The sequence below is a fragment of the Granulicella sp. L46 genome (genome assembly GCF_009765785.1).
Taxonomy (GTDB): Bacteria; Acidobacteriota; Terriglobia; order Terriglobales; family Acidobacteriaceae; genus Granulicella.
In genome coordinates, this window is record NZ_LMUT01000012.1 from 306,150 (window position 1) to 323,648 (window position 17,499).

General features: G+C 58.9%; 12 protein-coding genes. 7 read left to right on the top strand and 5 right to left on the bottom strand.

Going from position 1 to position 17,499, the window contains the following annotated elements; all coding sequences use genetic code 11:
• On the top strand, positions 1-936 hold a 936-nt coding region (locus tag GSQ80_RS10590), incomplete at its 5' end, for a DUF2950 domain-containing protein (RefSeq protein WP_158787617.1).
• Positions 937-1,070: 134 nt separating this feature from the next.
• Here GSQ80_RS10590 and GSQ80_RS10595 read toward each other — a convergent pair.
• From GSQ80_RS10595 to GSQ80_RS10615, 5 genes are all read right to left on the bottom strand, one after another.
• Complete coding sequence (locus GSQ80_RS10595) at positions 1,071-2,495, bottom strand: amidase (RefSeq protein ID WP_158787618.1); 1,425 nt, start codon at positions 2,493-2,495, stop codon at positions 1,071-1,073.
• A gap of 10 nt (positions 2,496-2,505) precedes the next feature.
• Positions 2,506-5,952 carry an FG-GAP-like repeat-containing protein gene (locus tag GSQ80_RS10600; RefSeq protein WP_254059575.1) on the bottom strand — a complete coding sequence of 1,149 codons (3,447 nt, stop codon included), beginning with the start codon at positions 5,950-5,952 and terminating at the stop codon, positions 2,506-2,508.
• A gap of 72 nt (positions 5,953-6,024) precedes the next feature.
• A complete protein-coding gene (locus GSQ80_RS10605; RefSeq protein WP_158787619.1) occupies positions 6,025-7,152 on the bottom strand; it encodes a DegT/DnrJ/EryC1/StrS aminotransferase family protein in 1,128 nt (375 codons plus the stop codon).
• The gene (gene neuC / locus GSQ80_RS10610) at positions 7,152-8,321 is read right to left on the bottom strand and encodes a UDP-N-acetylglucosamine 2-epimerase (protein WP_158787620.1); all 1,170 of its coding nucleotides are present in this window, start codon (positions 8,319-8,321) and stop codon (positions 7,152-7,154) included. The genes GSQ80_RS10605 and neuC overlap by 1 nt, the downstream gene beginning before the upstream one ends.
• Complete coding sequence (locus GSQ80_RS10615; protein ID WP_158787621.1) at positions 8,318-9,487, bottom strand: polysaccharide biosynthesis protein; 1,170 nt, start codon at positions 9,485-9,487, stop codon at positions 8,318-8,320. Before GSQ80_RS10615 ends, neuC begins: the two co-directional genes overlap by 4 nt.
• 214 nt (positions 9,488-9,701) lie before the next feature.
• On the opposite strand from GSQ80_RS10615, the gene GSQ80_RS10620 reads away from it, so the two are divergent.
• From GSQ80_RS10620 to aroF, 6 genes are read left to right on the top strand one after another with little or no spacing between them, the layout of a single operon-like run.
• Positions 9,702-11,174 carry a hypothetical protein gene (locus tag GSQ80_RS10620; protein ID WP_158787622.1) on the top strand — a complete coding sequence of 491 codons (1,473 nt, stop codon included), beginning with the start codon at positions 9,702-9,704 and terminating at the stop codon, positions 11,172-11,174.
• Complete coding sequence (locus tag GSQ80_RS10625) at positions 11,171-12,892, top strand: CRTAC1 family protein (RefSeq protein ID WP_158787623.1); 1,722 nt, start codon at positions 11,171-11,173, stop codon at positions 12,890-12,892. The genes GSQ80_RS10620 and GSQ80_RS10625 overlap by 4 nt, the downstream gene beginning before the upstream one ends.
• The gene (locus GSQ80_RS10630; protein WP_158787624.1) at positions 12,889-14,865 is read left to right on the top strand and encodes a beta-propeller fold lactonase family protein; all 1,977 of its coding nucleotides are present in this window, start codon (positions 12,889-12,891) and stop codon (positions 14,863-14,865) included. The genes GSQ80_RS10625 and GSQ80_RS10630 overlap by 4 nt, the downstream gene beginning before the upstream one ends.
• Positions 14,866-14,873: 8 nt before the next feature.
• Complete coding sequence (locus tag GSQ80_RS10635; RefSeq protein WP_158787625.1) at positions 14,874-16,007, top strand: regulator; 1,134 nt, start codon at positions 14,874-14,876, stop codon at positions 16,005-16,007.
• Positions 16,008-16,012: 5 nt separating this feature from the next.
• Positions 16,013-16,537, top strand: coding sequence for a Rid family hydrolase (locus GSQ80_RS10640; protein WP_158787626.1), 525 nt, complete (start codon positions 16,013-16,015; stop codon positions 16,535-16,537).
• 20 nt (positions 16,538-16,557) lie between these two features.
• A complete protein-coding gene (gene aroF, locus GSQ80_RS10645) occupies positions 16,558-17,499 on the top strand; it encodes a 3-deoxy-7-phosphoheptulonate synthase (RefSeq protein WP_158787627.1) in 942 nt (313 codons plus the stop codon).

Below are 17,499 nucleotides of genomic sequence, written 5' to 3' on the forward strand. Positions count from 1 at the left end.
ATGTCGCTCAATAGTCGTAGAGTCGGAGTAACACTTTGCTCAACCTTGATGGCGGTGACGATTGTTCTTGTTGCCTGCAAGAAGGCGCCTTCGTACGAAACATTTGCCTCTCCCGATGAAGCTGGCGATGCGCTCCAGCAAGCGGCCAAGTCAGGCGATCAAAACCAGGTGTTGGCAGTTTTCGGCCCTCAAGCAAAGAACGTCATTTTCTCAGGAGATGCCACTCAGGACAAGGCCGCGACAGATGCCTACGTTCAGGCCTACGGGACGATGCACCGTTGGCGCAAGATGCCTGACGGCACTCAGCTACTGTTGGTGGGAGCTGACAATTTTGCATTCCCTATCCCGCTCAGGAAGACCAGCGACGGAAAATGGTTCTTCGATGCTGGAGCTGGAGAAGAGGAGATCTTGAGGCGTCGTATCGGGCGAAATGAGCTTGCAGTAATTGACGTCTGTTACGCGATCGCAGATGCGCAGGCCGAGTACTACTCCCAACCTCGAAATGGCGATAGCACACAACAGTTCGCGCCGAGGTTCCTAAGTGATCCGGGTAAGCAAAACGGATTGTATTGGGAGACGTCGCAAGGTCAGCCTCCCAGCCCGCTCGGTCCGCTCGTGGCCCTTGCGACCCACGAAGGATATAACGCCAAGCCGGATGCGCACTTGCCTTTCCACGGCTACTACTTCAAGATGCTGAACAGCCAGGGCAGCAACGCCCCTGGCGGCGCAAAAGACTACCTGGTCAACGGGAAGATGGCGGGCGGGTATGCGTTCATCGCTTATCCTTCCAATTACGGCAACTCGGGAGTGATGACCTTCATCATCAACCAGGATGATGTGCTACTTCAAAAAGACCTTGGCAAGACAACCACCCAGACTGCAGAGGCAATCACCGCGTTTGATCCCGACAAGAGCTGGAGTGTTGTCACTGATTAATTAATTGTCAAAAAACTTAGCGCCGGATCTTCCGATCGCAGGAGCGCGGAAGATTGGGCGTTGTTGTGCGGAAGGCATCAGCCGGCTCCGGTAGTCCTTGACTAATCTTGAGAGCCTTGCGTACAACTCTCTGCTTAGGGGTACTGCGCGGGCGGTGCTACGTAACCAAAATCCTCTTCAAGGATGCTGGCAATCCCGAGCACGTCTTCATCGCCATAAGGGCGTCCAGCTAGCTGCAGGCCGATCGGAAGGCCCTCGGCTGAGCGGCTGATCGGAACGACCGCGGCAGGAGCGCCGAGCAGATTGAACCACTGGGTAAAGCGCATGGCATCAAGGTAGGCGAGCGACCGCGCTGTACCGTTTGCATCATGCAATGTCCAGTTGCGTTCGCCGTGACGGAACGCGGGGATCGAGCAGACGGGGCTTAACAGGATAGGGAAATCGCGCATTTCCACGAGCAATTGCGATCGAACGATATTGGTCTCGCGCCAGGCACCGAGCAGTTCGTCCGCCGCTAGCGGTGCGTGCGCGCGGGCGGTCGAGAGGAAGTCAAGAAATGTAGGACTGAGGTCGGACTCGCGGCCGCGGCCCAATGGTTCCAGTAACAGGGCGCCGCAACGGACAAAGTAGGTGTACCAGAGTTCCCGCGCCCGCTCGAGAGAAGGCGGCCGAAACGCCTCGACGTGAAAGCCGTGGCGACGCAGCGAGTGCACAGCATCCTGCACAGCCTGCCGGGTTTCCGCCGTGACTGGAACCAGGCCGTCGTCTTCGAAGTAGCCGATGCGGATTGTCTTGAGAGCCTCCGCAGTAGACGGTCGGTAGGGAACGGGCGCGGCGACGGGGTCGATGTCGAGTGCACCGGAGACTACGCGGAACAGCAACGTGACATCAGCCATCGTCCGCGCCATCGGCCCAATGGTGCCGAGAAGGGCAAACGGTCCCAGGGTGTCAGGTAGATGGCCAGCCGTAGGAATGCGGCCGGGTGTTGGTTTCATCGCGCAGATGCCGGTGAAGTGAGCAGGCTCGCGAACCGACCCACCACCGTCCGAGCCAAGCCCCCCCGCAGAGAGCCCGGCTGCGATCGCTGCGGACTCTCCGCCACTCGAGCCGCCCGCGGTGCGCGTAAGATCCCACGGGTTGGACGTGCGACCATACAGGCGATTGTCGGTCTCGTAGGCCATCAAAAACTCAGGACAATTTGTCGTCCCGAGAATCAGCGCTCCCGCCTTGCGTAGACGCGTGACGGTCTCAGCATCACTCGTTGGACGACGCCCTTGATTGAAGAGACTGCCGGTCTCGCACAGACGTCCTACGACTGAGATGGAACTCTTCACTGTGAGCGGAAGGCCATGAAGCGGACCGCGCGGTGCTGTCGATTGATCGAGCATTATCGCCTGCCGGCGAATCTCGTCCGGATCAAAGTCGACCAAGGCGTTCAGCTGAGGATTCAGCTGCTCGATGCGTTCAATGTGCAGCTCAGCGAGCTCGAAAGCGGATATTTTCTGTGCTGCCAGCAGGGCAACGAGATCGACGGCGGGTTGAGTGAGAAGATCGCTCAAGTCAGGCTTCCTATGGTTGGGCTTGCAGCGTCGACGTATGAGGAACATAGTCGAACTTGAACGAGCGATCCACGGTACCAGACTCAAAGCGAGTGTTGTACTCGAGCTGATAGGCCGTGTGGGCAGCATCCGTTGGGTAGTGCTCGGTTGCAGGATAGGGATAGCTGCTCATGCCGTGAAAGGGCAGGCTGCCGACGCTGAAAGGCCTCGCCTCGTAGAAGTCCATGTCTTTCACAAAGCCATTCGCATAGAAGAAGTAGTCGCGCGACCAACCCTTCGGCAGCGCGGGGAGAGCGACTGCCTTGAACTCCAGGTCCATATCCTCGCCAGTGCCGAAGATCACGAACTCGTCGTCAATCGCGTGCAGCAGCGGAGTCACGTCGCCGTATCGCGTATAAGCCCCGCGATGAGGAACGAAGGGTCCAGTGGCGCTCATGCGCTGATAGTTGTAGGTGAGGTCGCCGGGCGTGCGCCCATCAAGCTGCTGGGGATATCCGCGGAAAGCCAGCGTGGCATGGGCAAGCGGAAGCTCCGTGGTGTGCGTTGCCAAAACCGCGTTATCAGGCTGCTGTTGTGGTGAGGCTTCGTTGTCGATCAGCACCTGGTCCCAATAGATTTGCAGGTTGGTAGTGATGCGCAGACGCGTCACTCCCTCGGGAAGCTTACCCGTGAGATTGACCGTAACAGTGCGAGGCAGGCCGGCAGGGAAGCCCATGTCGGCAACTACCTTCCGCCAGGAACCATCCGGCATTTGCGCCTCAATATACGGCGGAACGGGCGAGAGACCAGCCTGCCAGGCTGAGTACATGGAACTAGCCGAGAAGTATTCGATGAACCCATGCAACAGAAGGCGCAGAGGAAGCTGCGGCGACCACGCTCCAATGTCGATGGTCAGCGAATGAAGATTAGCAAAGCCGGCAAACGGAAGATTGGTGAAATCGCGAACGTAGTTCCGTCTCTCCCGATCGCCGATGTCGCGCTGGCTGAGCACGTCCAGCACGCTGTTGCCGTGATCGTCCCAAGCGCCAGCGAGCGGACGCGGGACAGCGGCAACGATCGTCTTTGCTTTGGCGAACGGGGGCTCAGAGAGAAAGCCTTCGTTGGGGAAGACCGCCGTGCCGGAGGGGTGATCGATGGCAACCAGCCGAACCTGGTCCACAAAGTTGACCTCCTCCATGGGCTCGCCAAAGCGGAGACTAAATAGCCCGTTGTGTTCCTGTAGCTGATCACCGTCCACCTTGATCCATTCGTCAGGGTCCGGAATATTTGTGTGCGTAGGCGACACCCAGTGACCGATCACCGCCGCGCCGATCACATCTGCGACGAAGTTGTAGCGGCTTCCGTTCCACGCGAAAAGCGTTGGGCATGAACTACCGCGGCGATCGAGTTCGGTGATGGGATGCATGTCGCTCGCCGCGACGTCAATCTCATCCTGCGGAACCCCGGTGGGCCATAGCAGGCGCACAAGGTCTGCCTTGTCTGCGCTGCCAAGACCGGCGAGAATCTCGCGTTGGCCCGTGTCCTCCCACTTCTGCCAGAGCCCGTTCGCGAAGACCTGGACCTTCGTACCGATGCCGCTCTTATTGTCCGCACCGCCGTGCAGCACAATGTGCAGCGAGTGGTTACGGTTGCCTCCAACATTCGCTAACAGCACGCTCGAGCCGTCGGAATCGGTAACAATCAGGTCTGCCGCGCCTGTGCGATTCACGTCGCCCGCTAGCAATGAGTTCGGTGAGTGAAGATGGAGTTCGTTCAGCTTGAGTTGTGCGCTGACATCCACAAAGCCAGCGGGGCCAAGGTTGCGCAGCACCCGAAGTTCAGGCCCGCGCCGCGTCTGGACCAGTGCCGCGATATCAATCCAACCGTCATTGTCGAAGTCAATCGGGATCGCTGCCGTGGCACTGAGAATGCCGTTCATGGGCAACAACACACGTTCGAAGTTTTTCCCATCGACGTTTCGCCAAAGCGTTACGCCCGGTTCGCCGGAGTGCGAGAGAAGTACATCCATCCATCCATCTTTATTGAAGTCCAGCGTTACCACCGAGACGGTGGGTGGCAGGTTCGCCGAATACAGTGGCGAAGAACCAAATGGTCCTTCGCGATTATTCGCGAAGAAAGTCGGAGCGTTCGTCTTGCCCGCTACCAGCAGATCCACGGCGCGATCGTTATTGAGGTCGGAAAGAATTGCCGCAGTTGTGGAAGCAGTTCCTTCAAGGCCGGTCGACTTTGTCCAGTCGGTAAAAGTCTTGTTACCGTTATTGCGCCAAAGCGTGTTGGGCGAAGCATGTGAGGCCGTCGGCGACCCAGTAATGAAAAGATCAAGATCCCCATCATGATCGTAGTCGACGAACATCAGGCTGGTCGGGTGACTTGTAGCAGTGATGTCGGAGGCGGCGGTGGCATCTTCAAAGCTCCCTTTGCCAAGATTGCGATAAAGCGCGATACGATCCTGCCCATCCGGGCTAGTCACCGCCAGAGCCAGGTCCGGAAGCCCGTCGTTGTCAAAATCCCCGACTGCGCACGCGAGACCAGTGCCAGCAAGGTGAATGCCCGTGACGGAGGAGGGAACCGCCGAAAATCGAGTCGAGCCCACGCGGTCATACACGCGGATGGCATCCTCACCTTTGCCCATCAGGATAAGCGCTGGTTCGGTGTCGGACGACAGATCGATGAGACACGCTGAACCGCTCATACCGGTCGTCGCCGGAGTCGCGGGAGGCGAGCGCCACGACTCGCTGAACGCGACAGGGATCATAGGTTCAACGCGGGTGGGCGCCAACGCGGCATCTTCTACGCGCGCGTACATTCCTTCCTCTCCATAGTTGTGCGAGAGCGGCGCTCCGAGCTTGGCGGAGCTTATATGTTGAAAGCGCGCTAGAGCCTGCTGGGCGCCAGCCGTATCCCCCTCGCGACGAAGCACGCGTGCAAGACCGAACAACGCGGAAGCATGATGCGGATCCAGCTCAAGCGCCTTCTGATACTCCACCTTCGCGGCGGGAAGATTATTCAACTCGAAGTCGACCGACGCAATCATGTAGTGCGTGTCAGGATCGCCAGGCCTAAGCGCCGCAACCTTCTGAAAGGCCTCCAGCGACTTCTCGGGGTGATTCTCGTTGCGATAGAGCAAGCCAAGGGCGTACCAGATGTGAGGGTCTTTCGGATCCGCGATGGCCGCCGCCTCAAGCAGCCTCTCCGCCTCCGGAAGTTTTTGCAGATACATCAGCGCGATGCCTTCATTCACCTCGGCCAGGGTAAGGCTCGGATCGGCCTTAGCTGCTGCAGCGAAGGTGCTGACTGCGCGATCGAGGAACTGTTGGCCCACCAGCGCCGTTCCGAGATTGTTGAGGCGCGCCGCCTCGATCGCTGAGGACTGCTGCTGGGCGCGGAGCCCCGGAGACAAAGCCACTGACATGACCACCAAGCCGAGGCCCAGGCGCCGTGTGGCCCGTGTTGCCATGTTCCGTACATCGAAGAAGAAAGGCATGTTCGCTCGCGCTCGAGGTTATTTGTTACTGAAAAGATCGGGTGATTAAGATATACGCCTGACAGCCAGTTTCAGGGCGTCGCATACGGTTACGATCTGTGAATCGTTGATGCGATTGAAGAAGGGAAGGGCAATGGTGCGCAAGGCAACCGACTCGGTAACGGGAAGGTCCGCGGCAACGGGAACATCGGCGTATGCCGGCTGCAAATGAATGGGAGCGAAATATCGTCCGCAGCCGATGGCCGCCTGCTCGAGTTCCCGGATGACCAGTTCGCGATCCGCAGCAGTAAATTTATCCGCAAGACGGACTACATAGACGAACCAGCTGATGCAGCAACCAGGCATTTCATCGATCGGAAGAATGAGGCGACGCTCCGCGCTTAGGTGCTGGCGATAGATGTGTGCGATCTCCTCGCGCCGGTCGAGGATCGCGGGCAGGCGTCTCATCTGGCCAATTCCCAGAGTGCACCCAATCTCGGACAGCCGATAGTTGTACCCAATCTCTGTATGTTGTAGCCAGCTGTCAGTCGGCGCGCGCCCTTGGTTGCGCAAGCTCCGCATGTGCGAAGCAAGGCCAGCGTCGCGCGTCACGATCATGCCGCCCTCGCCAGTCGTGATCTGCTTGTTGGGATAGAAGGCGAAGACGGCGATGTCGCCGAAGGACCCAATCGGCTGCGAATCAATGGTCGCGCCGAGAGCTTCGCAAGCATCTTCAATCAACGCAAGATGGTGCCGCCCCGCGAGCGCAACTAGTGCAGGCATATTGGCTGGAATGCCGAAGGTGTGCACGGCAACGATAGCCCGTGTGCGAGAGTTGATCGCCCGCTCCACCGCGGCCGGCGACAGGTTAAGCGTGACGCTGTCAATGTCAGCAAACACAGGAGTCGCGCCAACATAACGAATGGCATTGGCGGCGGCGATGAAAGTGAACGAGGGAACGATGACCTCGTCGCCCGCGCCGATCTCGAGTGCCAGCATCGCGAGGTGCAGGCCTGCGGTGCCCGAGCTTACGGCAACGGCATGTTCGACCCCCGTCAGGAGCGTGAAGGCCGTTTCGAACTCGGCCAGACGCGGCCCCAGGCTGAGTTGTGGTGAGCGCAGCGTCGCAGCGACCGCTTCAATTTCAGCTTCGGTAACATCCGGCGATGAGAGAGGAATCTTGGGCGAGTTCATCAGGATGGCCGAAGCTCCGCCGGAAGTGGCTGAGCACGCTTATGCAGCAAACCTTCAAGCGGTATCGAAGTAAGGACGCCCACGATTCGCTCGGCAGCGTGTCCATCGCCATAGATATTCTTCATGGACCGCAGGCTCTCGCGGAATGCAGGCTGCCGGGATCGGTCGACTTGCGCCCGGATGGACTCGACCGTCGCCTCCGCATCCAGGATGTTGGGATCGCGCTCGCGACCTTGCTGCCGCATCCCCACGTTCACCACGGGCAGCCCAAAGGACGCAGCCTCCATGATGCCGCTGCTGGAATTGCCCATCAGCACGCTAGCCTCGCGTAGAAGACTCCAATACGTAATCGAAGCAAGGTTGATAAACAAATGCGCGTCAAGACGTGTAGCGCAGAAGGTTTGAATGCGAGCCATCAACTCATGGCTCCCTGCGTCGGCGTTGGGATAGCAAAAGATAATCTGCCCGGAAAGACTTTCAAGCGCCGCAAAGACTGCATCCGCCTCGGCCGTCGTGTGCCTGAAAATCGTCACGGGGTGATACGCGACAACGGTAACATCGTCCGCCAGCGAAAGCTCAAGAGCCTTCTCAAGTTCAGCGCGGGTGAGCAGCGTGCTGCGGCGAATGTGGTCCAGCGAGGGTGCGCCGGTCCGATGGACACGCCATGACTCCTCCCCCATGGATATGACCCGTGCCCGCGCCAAATCGGTCGACGTGAAATGAATGTGCGCCATCTTGGTGAGCGCATTGCGGACAGCATCGTCAATGGCGCCCTCACTGATCTCGCCGCCTTCGATGTGTGCCACGGGGATCCGCAAAGTAAGTGCGACGCTCGCCGGTGCAAGCATCTCGTAGCGATCCGCGATCAGCAGCAGCAGGTCCGGCCGCATCTGCGCCAGCGCGTCCGTCAGGCCAAGGATCGCTAGCCCGAGCGTCTTCGCCATACCAACGTCGCTGTCGGAGCTGAGCAGGCATTCAATACGCGACGCAATCGGAAACCCGTCGCGCTCGATCTCGCCAACCGTGGCGCCGAACTCAGGCGAAAGATGCGCCGCCAGCACGATCAACTTGAGGTCAACATCAGGGTGTGCTTCGAGATCTCTTAGCACCCAATAGAGATGGCCGTAATCGGCGCGCGAGGTCGTGACAACCGCGATCGTGCGTCTCATGCGCGTATCTCCGTTGCCAGCTCCAGAGCAGCCTGATCCTTGCTCGCTGCCATGATCAGGCTGCTGGGCTGGTACTCGGGTACAAGGGCCTTGATCCCCCGCAGCAGTTCCGGCAAGTCGCATTTATAGACAGCTCCGCGGAGCGTATCCAATGCAGCGTTCACGTCCGCCGCAGCAGGTATCGGTGTGTCGATGGCTTGCAGGCCCGAGCCACCGACCTTACCTTGGGAACTGACCGTCTCGCGGCTCGAAAGAAGCTGTTCGGAAAGCTTGTCGCCAGGTCGCAACCCCGTAAATTCGATAGACACCGGGCTTTGATGGAGCGAAATTAAATATCGCGCAAGATCGACGATGCGGACGGCAGGGCCGATGCGGGGAAGAAGCAGCTTCTTTGTGGATGCCACATCCAGCGTGTCGAACAGAGTTCGGACAGTTTCATCCAACGTGATGAAGTATCGCTCCGCATCGGGGTGCGTTACGGTGACATGTCCACCCGACGCAATCTGCTCAAGAAATAGCGGAAGCACGCTACCCTGCGAGCCCATCACATTGCACAATCGCACCACTTTCATCCGGGTAGAGCCCGCCAGACTAAGAAGAATGAGCTCTGCAACGCGTTTGGACGCGCCCATGATGCTGCGCGGCTTAACCGCCTTATCCGTGGAGACGTGAATGATCTGCTCTACTTCGTGCGCGATGGCAGAATGCGCCAGGGCGTACGTGCCGAACACATTATTCTCGATGGCCGCAAACGGTTTCTGTTCCATCAATGGAACATGCTTCAGAGCTGCTGCATGGAAAATAATCTCGGGTCGATGCGCGGTCAGCGCACGATCGAGCGTATCGGAATTGCAGACGCTGCCGAGAAGGGAAATATGTTCCCGCGAACCCGCCTCATGAAGGCTGCGATCTACTTGGTAGAGCCCATTCTCCGAGCTGTCGAGAAGCACTAGGCTGGCTAGCCGAGACGCCGCCGCCGCATGCGACAGCGCCGATCCGATGGACCCCCCCGCCCCCGTGATCAGAACACGTCTTCCGGCCAAGGATCCCGATCCGAGCAGCCGCCAACTCGCCGGAGAACTCGGTACGATCAGTTGCTCCCAGCAGGGCGACGAGTGATCGGAGGTTCCGGCATCGCGAAGATCCGTTGAAGCTGCAGAATTCATGTGTCTACAGTCTAGAGAATTTCTCGGCATCGGTCACAAACCGCCGATTTCTGCGTGCAACAGCCGTGGTCTCTCCATCGATCGGTGGATACGGACGCCCTTCAATAAGTCCATTACACGCTGCGTTCAAGTTGGTATACCTAATACATCTCCCAACGATCAGAAGCTTGAAAGAGCGCGCCGGTTGGACTGTTCCGCGTGCGCGAAGGCCCTTATGGACGTCGTCGGGAAAGTCGTATGTGCAGGTTTGGGTATAGCTCTGTGCGCGTTGTATAAGGCGCCTGCCTTCACACAGAGCGTCACCGCTTTCGCCCTCGCCGCGAGCACGGCCCAGGATCCCACAGACATCGCCTTCATCCAGGCGCCTGAATTCACGGCAGGCGATCCCGCGCGGCGGTTTCCGCTCGGCAGCCGCCTCGTGCGCTTGCGCCTCGGAGCCGAAGTCACGGCACCATCTGTGCTCATCCTCCTGACGCCTCAGTTCTTCGCCGCCGCTGATCCCCAGGTGTCCTTCGATGGCCGCAATCTCCTTTTTGCCGCCCAGGCCCAGCGCAACACTAATTGGCAGATATGGGAGATCCCGGTCAAAGGGGGAAGTCCGCGGCAGGTCACTCATTGCGCCGGAGACTGTGTCCAGCCCGAGTACTTAGCAGTCGGCGAAATCGCCTACACGTCGCTGCGAGGCGTGGAGCCTGCTCGTACTTCGGAAGTGCAAATCTGCCGCAACGATGGGTCTGAAGCGCACCCGATTACGTTCGGACCGGGCAGATACGAAGTGGAGGCCGTTTTGCGCAGCGGCCGACTGCTGCTGTCTGCCGAGGCGCCGCTCGTCGACGTTCCCTCGGTGAATCAGGCGCGGAGCTTGTATCTTGTCGATCCGGATGGGTCAGGGTTGATGCTGCTGCGACAAGACGGTACCGCACAGGCTATTCGCAGCGGCGCGGTCGAGTTGACCGACGGGACCATCCTCTTCATGCAGCGGAATGCAGCGAGCGCTTCGGAAGAACATCTCGCATGGATTCATCCCGGAGCCTTGCAAGCCACAGCCATCGAGAGCGCCCATTCGGGATATGCGTCCGCGAACGCGCTCGACCATGGGACATTACTGGTATCGCGGCGAGCCCCGGGCCACCGGTTCGATCTTTATCAGATATTCCCAAACAGTAGGGGCCGCGACCAGTTGCTCTACCGGGATGCGCACGCGTCGAGCGTTCAGGCCGTTCTCATCGCTCCCCATACTGTGGCGCTCACTTACAGCAGCATTTTGCATCCGGATCGTAAATCCGGACGGATCATTTGCCTCGATGCCTATGCCTCCAAAGATTTTACGACCGGCCGATTGCCCGATCAGATCGTTCGTGTGCGTGCGCTGCTCAAAACGCAGGACGGCGAGAAGATCCTGGGAGAAGCCCCGGTCGAACGGGATGGATCGTTCTACGCGACGGTGCCCGCGGACCTGCCGATACGCCTTCAGTTAATCGGCGTGCACGGTGAAGTTCTGAAGCAGCAGCGCAGCTGGATGTGGGTGCGCTCCGGCGAAGATCGCGGATGCGTTGGATGTCACGAGAGCCAAGCGCTGGCACCGGAGAATCGTTCGCCCCTAACACTGCAGCGCTTGGATACACCGACGCCCCTCATGGGTGAAATCGTCATCAACCCAGGTACGCAGAAGAAAGCACGACCGTGAAAACCTCACTCAGAACCTACGCAATAGGCATTGCAATCTCGCTACCGGCCTTAACCGCCCCCGCCGCCAATGCTCAGTCAGCCCCCGTTGTGGCCGACAACGCAGCCCGTACCACGCCCATTCCGCAGTTCGAGGATGTGACCAGACAGGCTGGGATCAACTTCCAACACTCCTTCGGTGAAAAAGCTCTGAGTTCGATCCAGGAGGGTACGGGATCGGGATGCGCCTGGATCGACTACAACAGCGACGGCTTCATGGATCTCTACGTTGTCAACGGTCGGCATGTCGACGGGCTCACCGACCACTCTGCGCCTGACGGGATCGACGCGACCAACCACCTCTATCGCAATAATGGTGACGGCACGTTCACAGACGTGACGACGCAGGCGGGCGTTCCCGGCAATGGCTTCGGTGTCGGCGTTACGGCGGGAGACTTCGATAACGATGGCAACGAAGACCTGTACATCACCAATTACAACTCGGCGGTCCTCTATCACAACAACGGCAATGGAACTTTCACCGACACCACCTCAAAGGCCGGCGTAGCCAACCCGAACTTCGGAACGGGTGCCGCGTTTCTCGATTATGACCGCGATGGTCGCCTTGATCTCTTTGTCGGAAACTACCTGAAGTACGATCCGGCCAACCGGCAGTTTTATTCAGCGCAGCAGTACCCGGGACCGCTCGAATACGCGCCAGAAACGAACCGGCGCTTCCATAACAACGGCGACGGAACGTTCACCGACGTCTCCGCGGCATCGGGTATCCGCGCCCAGCCCGGACGTGCCATGGGTGTCACGGTCGGGGACTATGACGGCGATGGATGGCCTGACATCTATGTTGCGAACGACACGATGGCGAGCTTCCTCTATCACAACAACCGCAACGGTACGTTCACCGATGTCGCCGCTGAAATGGGCGTAGCGTACGGACAAAACGGCGAGGCTTCCACCGCAATGGGTCCTGTCTTCGGTGACTATGAGAATAAGGGACACCAAGCGTTATTCGTCTCCGATGCCCACTTCCACCGCCTGCTGCGCAACAGCGGAAATCCGGGCGAACCGTTCGAAGATATGACCAACGAATCTGGAGTCGGATCGGTCTCAGCACAATTTGTCGGCTGGGGCGATGGCTTGTTCGACTTCGATAATGACGGATGGAAGGACTTGTTCATCGTGAACGGCGGCCTGGTGTGGCTCATCCCCCAACAGAGTTCGCTGCTGCGCAACAACGGCGACGGAACATTCGCCGACGTCTCCATGCAGGCGGGAAGTTTCTTCCAAACCCAGATCGTCAGCCGCGGCGCCTGCTTCGCCGATTACGACAACGATGGATATGTCGACGCGTTTGTCGTGGCGCTGGGTGGCAAAGGAATTCTGCTGCACAACACGCCGCCGCCGGAGAAGCGCAATCACTGGCTGACGATCAAGCTGGTGGGAACGCGCAGTAATCGCGACGGCTTTGGAGCGAGCCTCGAGGCAATTGCCGGAGACCTGCACCAATGGGTGCAGTCCACCTCGGCCAGCGGATACCTCTCGCAGAATGATCCGCGTCCTCACTTCGGCTTAGGTCAGCATGCGCTCGTGGATACCCTGACGATCCATTGGCCCAGCGGGGTCGTCCAGACTCTGCACGATATCAAGGCGGAACAGGTGCTGAAGATTACCGAGTCGGTATCAACCGCCGCCGCAGCTCCAACCAAGGCGAAGACGCCATGACCACCGCCAGTAAGCGTTCAGCATCGCGCGTTCGCCGTCGAGACGAAGCCCTTCTCGGTATTGCGCTGCTGTCCGTGATCATCGCGCTGATCATGTTTATTGCTCAACGGCCGAAGCCTGCCACAGCCGCAGAACATACCTCTTCGCCGGAAGCCGCCATCCGCTATCTAAGCCCGGTCGCCCTGCAACTCTCGCCGAATGGTCAGCGCCTGTACGTCGTCTGCGAGGACAGCGACGCAGTACTCGCGGTGGACACGCGCTCTCAACGCATCGTCGGCCGTGCGGAGGTCGGCAAACGGCCGAAGGGAATCGCAATCTCGCCTGACGGAAATACGCTCTACGTCTCCGACGAAGGGAGCGATGCCGTTACTGAAATCGATGCACAGACATTGACCATCCGGCGCACAATCAGCGTAGGTTGGAACCCCGTCGGGCTTGTCACCGACCGAGCAGGAATCACGTTGTACGTCGCCAACACACTTGGGGATGACGTCTCGGTGATCGATCTGCGAACCGGCACGGAGAAGAAACGGCTTCACGCCGGACGTTTCCCAGAATACGTTGCTCTCTCGCGCGATGGCAGCCGCGTGTATGTTGCGAATCTCCTCGCACGTCTCGGTCCGCCGGATCAACCACCCATATCGGAGTTGACTGTGATCGACTCTGCGACCCAGCAAGTGACGGCGCGCCTCGAAGTTCCCGGAGTCCTCCAACTGCGCCACATCACGGAGTTGCCTGCCGCCGCGGGAGGCTATCTGCTCATCCCGTTCATGCGCCCCAAGAACCTTAACCCGCTGGTTCAGATCCAGCAGGGCGGCTATCTGACCCATGGCATGGCCGTGATTCGGCCCTCCGCTACGAGCGCAGGAGAAGCGCGCGACTACCAGGTGTCCGAGCTGCTCCTGGACGATATCGATCATTACTACGCTGATGGATTTGGCGTTGCCTCAACGCCTGACGGGCACTGGGCGCTGGTCACCGCTTCCGGATCGAATATCGTTTCCATCGTCGATACATCAAGGCTTCGGACGCTTCTGTTGAACAGCAGGCCAATGCATCGGCTGGAGCTCGCAAATCGGTTGGATTCGGCCCACAAACTCGTCGCTGCTCGCCTTCTAACAGGGCGCAATCCAACCGACGTAGTCACCTCGGCCGACGGACGCTTCGCCTACATCGCCAATCGCATGGACGACACAATCAGCGTGTTGGACATGACGCGACTCCAGCTCGCGGCAACGATTGATCTCGGTGGTCCCAAGCAGCTTTCGCGGATCCGTCGAGGGCAGCAGCTCTTCTTTGACGCGAGCCATTGCTATCAAGGGCAGATGGCGTGCGCCACGTGCCACCCGCATGAAGGGCTTTCGGACGGCCTCGCGTGGAGCCTTGAGACGCCACAACTCGGACGTGATGTCGTGGAGAATCGCACGCTCTACAGCATCGAGGGGACTGAACCCTTCAAGTGGAACGGTAAGAATCCGGACCTTGAGACACAGGATGGCCCGCGAACAGCCATGTACATCTTCCGCTCCCAGGGCTTCAGCCCCACAGAAGTAGAAGACCTCGTGGCCTATATCTTTTCGCTGCATCTCGTCAGAAATCCCCATTTAGCGGCAGACGGACATCTGACCGACGCGCAGACCCGCGGCCAGGCACTGTTCTTTCGCGAAAAGACCAACAGCGGTGCGCCGATCTCTCCATTACAGCAGTGCCCGACGTGCCACTCGCCGCTGACGCATTTCACATCGAAGATTCAGATCGATGTCGGCACAGCAACGAAGTACGACACAATCACCGCGTTCGATGTACCTCAGTTAGAAGGCGCTGTCATGAAGCCTCCATACCTGCACGACGGAGAGGCGCTCCAGCTGGAAGAGATCTGGACACGATTTAATCCCGACGATAAACATGGCCTCACCTCTGACATGAACAAGGCGCAGCTCAACGATTTGATCGAGTACTTGAAGACCTTATGAGGCTGGCGATGAACCCGAACAAGACCACGACCGTACTCCAAAGGACTCTGCTGAGCATGGCATTGCTACTCGTCGCATTGCCGTGCGCCATGACACAAGCGCCTGCGCAGAACCGTGCAACCCAGCCAGCCCTCTACACAAAGTGGATCAATTACACCGCGGCGAATGGGTTTCCAGAGGGTGAGGTGTACTGCGTAACAGTAGATGGTTCGCGTGTCTGGGCCGGAACATCGCATGGACTCGTTTTGCTCGAAGATGGCCGCGTGAAAAAAATATTCTCGACAGACGACGGTCTGGCCGGTCGGGCAGTGATGTCCGTCGCGGTGGATCAACAAAATGGCGACGTGTGGATAGGAACTTTCGGCGGTCTCAGCCTCTACTCGGGTGGGGAATTTAAGAATTACACCAATCTGACCAGCGGTCTAGCGAACGACCTCGTTTACGGAGTCGCGTTGCAAGGGCAGTTCCTATGGGTGGCAACAGCGGCAGGCGTCAATCGCCTTGACACCAACACAGGGACCTGGTCGATTTTCAACGAAACGAATGCCCCGTTCAACGAGCCGTGGGCCTATGGAATCTCCGTTGCTCAGCAAAAGGTATACTTCGCCGTCTGGGGCGGCGGAGTCCTGGCATACGATCTCGCAAAACAAACCTGGAAGCCGTTCACCGACCCCGACGGAGAGCAAGAGCTCGTTCTCTATCGAAACCAGGGGCTAATCCATAACATCGTCAGCAGCGTCTCGTACAACCCTGACACGAAGACATTCTGGGCATCCACCTACTTTGGCCTGAGCGGCTATGACGGCCGGAACTGGCATAACTATCTCACCAAGGACAGCGGGCTGGCTTCAAACTTCATCAACGCGGTGCAGTCGCGCGGAGACGACGTGTGGGCTTCCACGCAGAGCGGCCTCAGCCAGCTCGACACAAATACAAACACCTGGACCACCTACAGCCGCGATCCAAAAACGGGGCGCGGAGAAATCCTCATCACCCACGCGGATGGCAGCAAGCAGCGGATCGCCACGGAGACTAGCCTGGCGCACAGCTACATTCTCAACACAGCGTTTCAAGGCGACGACATCTGGGTGGCGACTGCACAAGGTCTGAGCCACGGTATCCACGCACAACCGAAGGAGTAACGAATATGAGCAGCACGATCGTAGCAACGCAAAACGTAACGAATGGAACCATCGGCGCGCACAAATCGATTCGCAAAAAAGCGATGTCCGCTCCCATGGCGCTCAATGAGGCATACAAGTACCAGCGCCCCTCGTCCTTCTCGCGCGGCATGCGCCTGGACATCAAGGGCATCACGATCCTGATGATCTCCGGAACAGCCAGCGTTGGAGAAAGCGGCGAGACCGTTCATCCCGGCGACTTCGGCGCACAAGCCCGGCGCGCGTATCAGAACGTTACGGCACTTCTGAAGTCAGAAGGCGCCACGTGGAAAGATGTGGTTCGCACCACCTGCTATCTTCGCGATATTGAACGCGACTATGAGCAATTCAACCTCATCCGCACGGAGTTTTTCAAAGAACAGGGTCTCGAAATCCTACCCGCCTCCACAGGCATCCAGGCCATCCTCTGCTGGCCGACGCTCCTCTATGAAATGGAAGCCATGGCGATCTTCGAAGCACCTACAGCGATCGATCCGCAGGGCGCGAAATAACGAAAGCAAGGAGCTCCAGCATGAGCCAGAAGATTGCAGGACAAGTGACCCTCGAAGACCTTTCGCGGATGTGTCCGACGATAAGTCGGCGCACGCATCCCGAGTTTGCCGACGGGTGCGCCTTCGAAGTGGAAGTGGGCGCCGTGCGCTTTGGGACAGGCGTCCCCGTCATGATTGCAGGACCATGCGCCGTCGAAAGCGAGCGCCGGATGATCGAACTCGCGCTTAGCGTGAAAGCCGCCGGCGCAGACATGTTGCGCGGTGGCGCCTTCAAACCACGCACCTCGCCTCATGATTTTCAAGGGCTTGGCCTGGAAGGCCTAAAAATTCTGCGGGCCGCGAGCGATCTCACCGGCCTTCCCGTCGTTACGGAAGTAATGGATGTACGGCTGGTCGAACTGGTCAGTCAATATGCGGACATGCTCCAGATCGGTTCTCGCAGCATGCAGAATTATCCGTTGCTCGTCGAGGCAGGGCGCAGCGGCAAGCCCGTCCTCTTGAAGCGCGGCATGGCTGCAAGCTTGTGCGAATGGCTGGGCGCAGCCGAGTACATTGCCAGCGAAGGGAACCTCAACATTGTTCTTTGCGAGCGCGGTATTAAAACGCACACTGCCGGAGAGTACTCGCGATACACCCTCGATCTCAATGTGGTTCCCGCTGTACAAGCGGAGACATTTCTTCCAGTGATCGTTGACCCAAGTCATGCGACCGGTATGGCATCCCGGGTGGAGCAGGCAAGCCGCGCAGCGATTGAATTCGGAAGCGATGGTTTGTTGATCGAGGTCTCGACGTGGGGCCGCGGTCCCGACGCTCAACGGCCATTGTGCGATGCCGACCAGGCAATCACTCCCGAGACGCTGCGGAGAATTGTTGAATTCGTCCGTGAGCGCAAATCGGGAGCGCAGTCAAGGAACGATCCAATGACGAGCCTGGCCCGGCATGCAAGAGCTAGCGGTCGATGA

What these genes read in the sequence shown, in the direction of transcription:
- GSQ80_RS10620 (WP_158787622.1), top strand. Translation starts at nt 9,702, where the DNA reads ATGGACGTCGTCGGGAAAGTCGTATGTGCAGGTTTGGGTATAGCTCTG.
- GSQ80_RS10630 (WP_158787624.1), top strand. Translation starts at nt 12,889, where the DNA reads ATGACCACCGCCAGTAAGCGTTCAGCATCGCGCGTTCGCCGTCGAGAC.
- GSQ80_RS10635 (WP_158787625.1), top strand. Translation starts at nt 14,874, where the DNA reads ATGAACCCGAACAAGACCACGACCGTACTCCAAAGGACTCTGCTGAGC.
- GSQ80_RS10600 (WP_254059575.1), bottom strand. Translation starts at nt 5,952, where the DNA reads ATGGCAACACGGGCCACACGGCGCCTGGGCCTCGGCTTGGTGGTCATG.
- neuC (WP_158787620.1), bottom strand. Translation starts at nt 8,321, where the DNA reads ATGAGACGCACGATCGCGGTTGTCACGACCTCGCGCGCCGATTACGGC.
- GSQ80_RS10640 (WP_158787626.1), top strand. Translation starts at nt 16,013, where the DNA reads ATGAGCAGCACGATCGTAGCAACGCAAAACGTAACGAATGGAACCATC.
- GSQ80_RS10605 (WP_158787619.1), bottom strand. Translation starts at nt 7,152, where the DNA reads ATGAACTCGCCCAAGATTCCTCTCTCATCGCCGGATGTTACCGAAGCT.
- aroF (WP_158787627.1), top strand. Translation starts at nt 16,558, where the DNA reads ATGAGCCAGAAGATTGCAGGACAAGTGACCCTCGAAGACCTTTCGCGG.
- GSQ80_RS10615 (WP_158787621.1), bottom strand. Translation starts at nt 9,487, where the DNA reads ATGAATTCTGCAGCTTCAACGGATCTTCGCGATGCCGGAACCTCCGAT.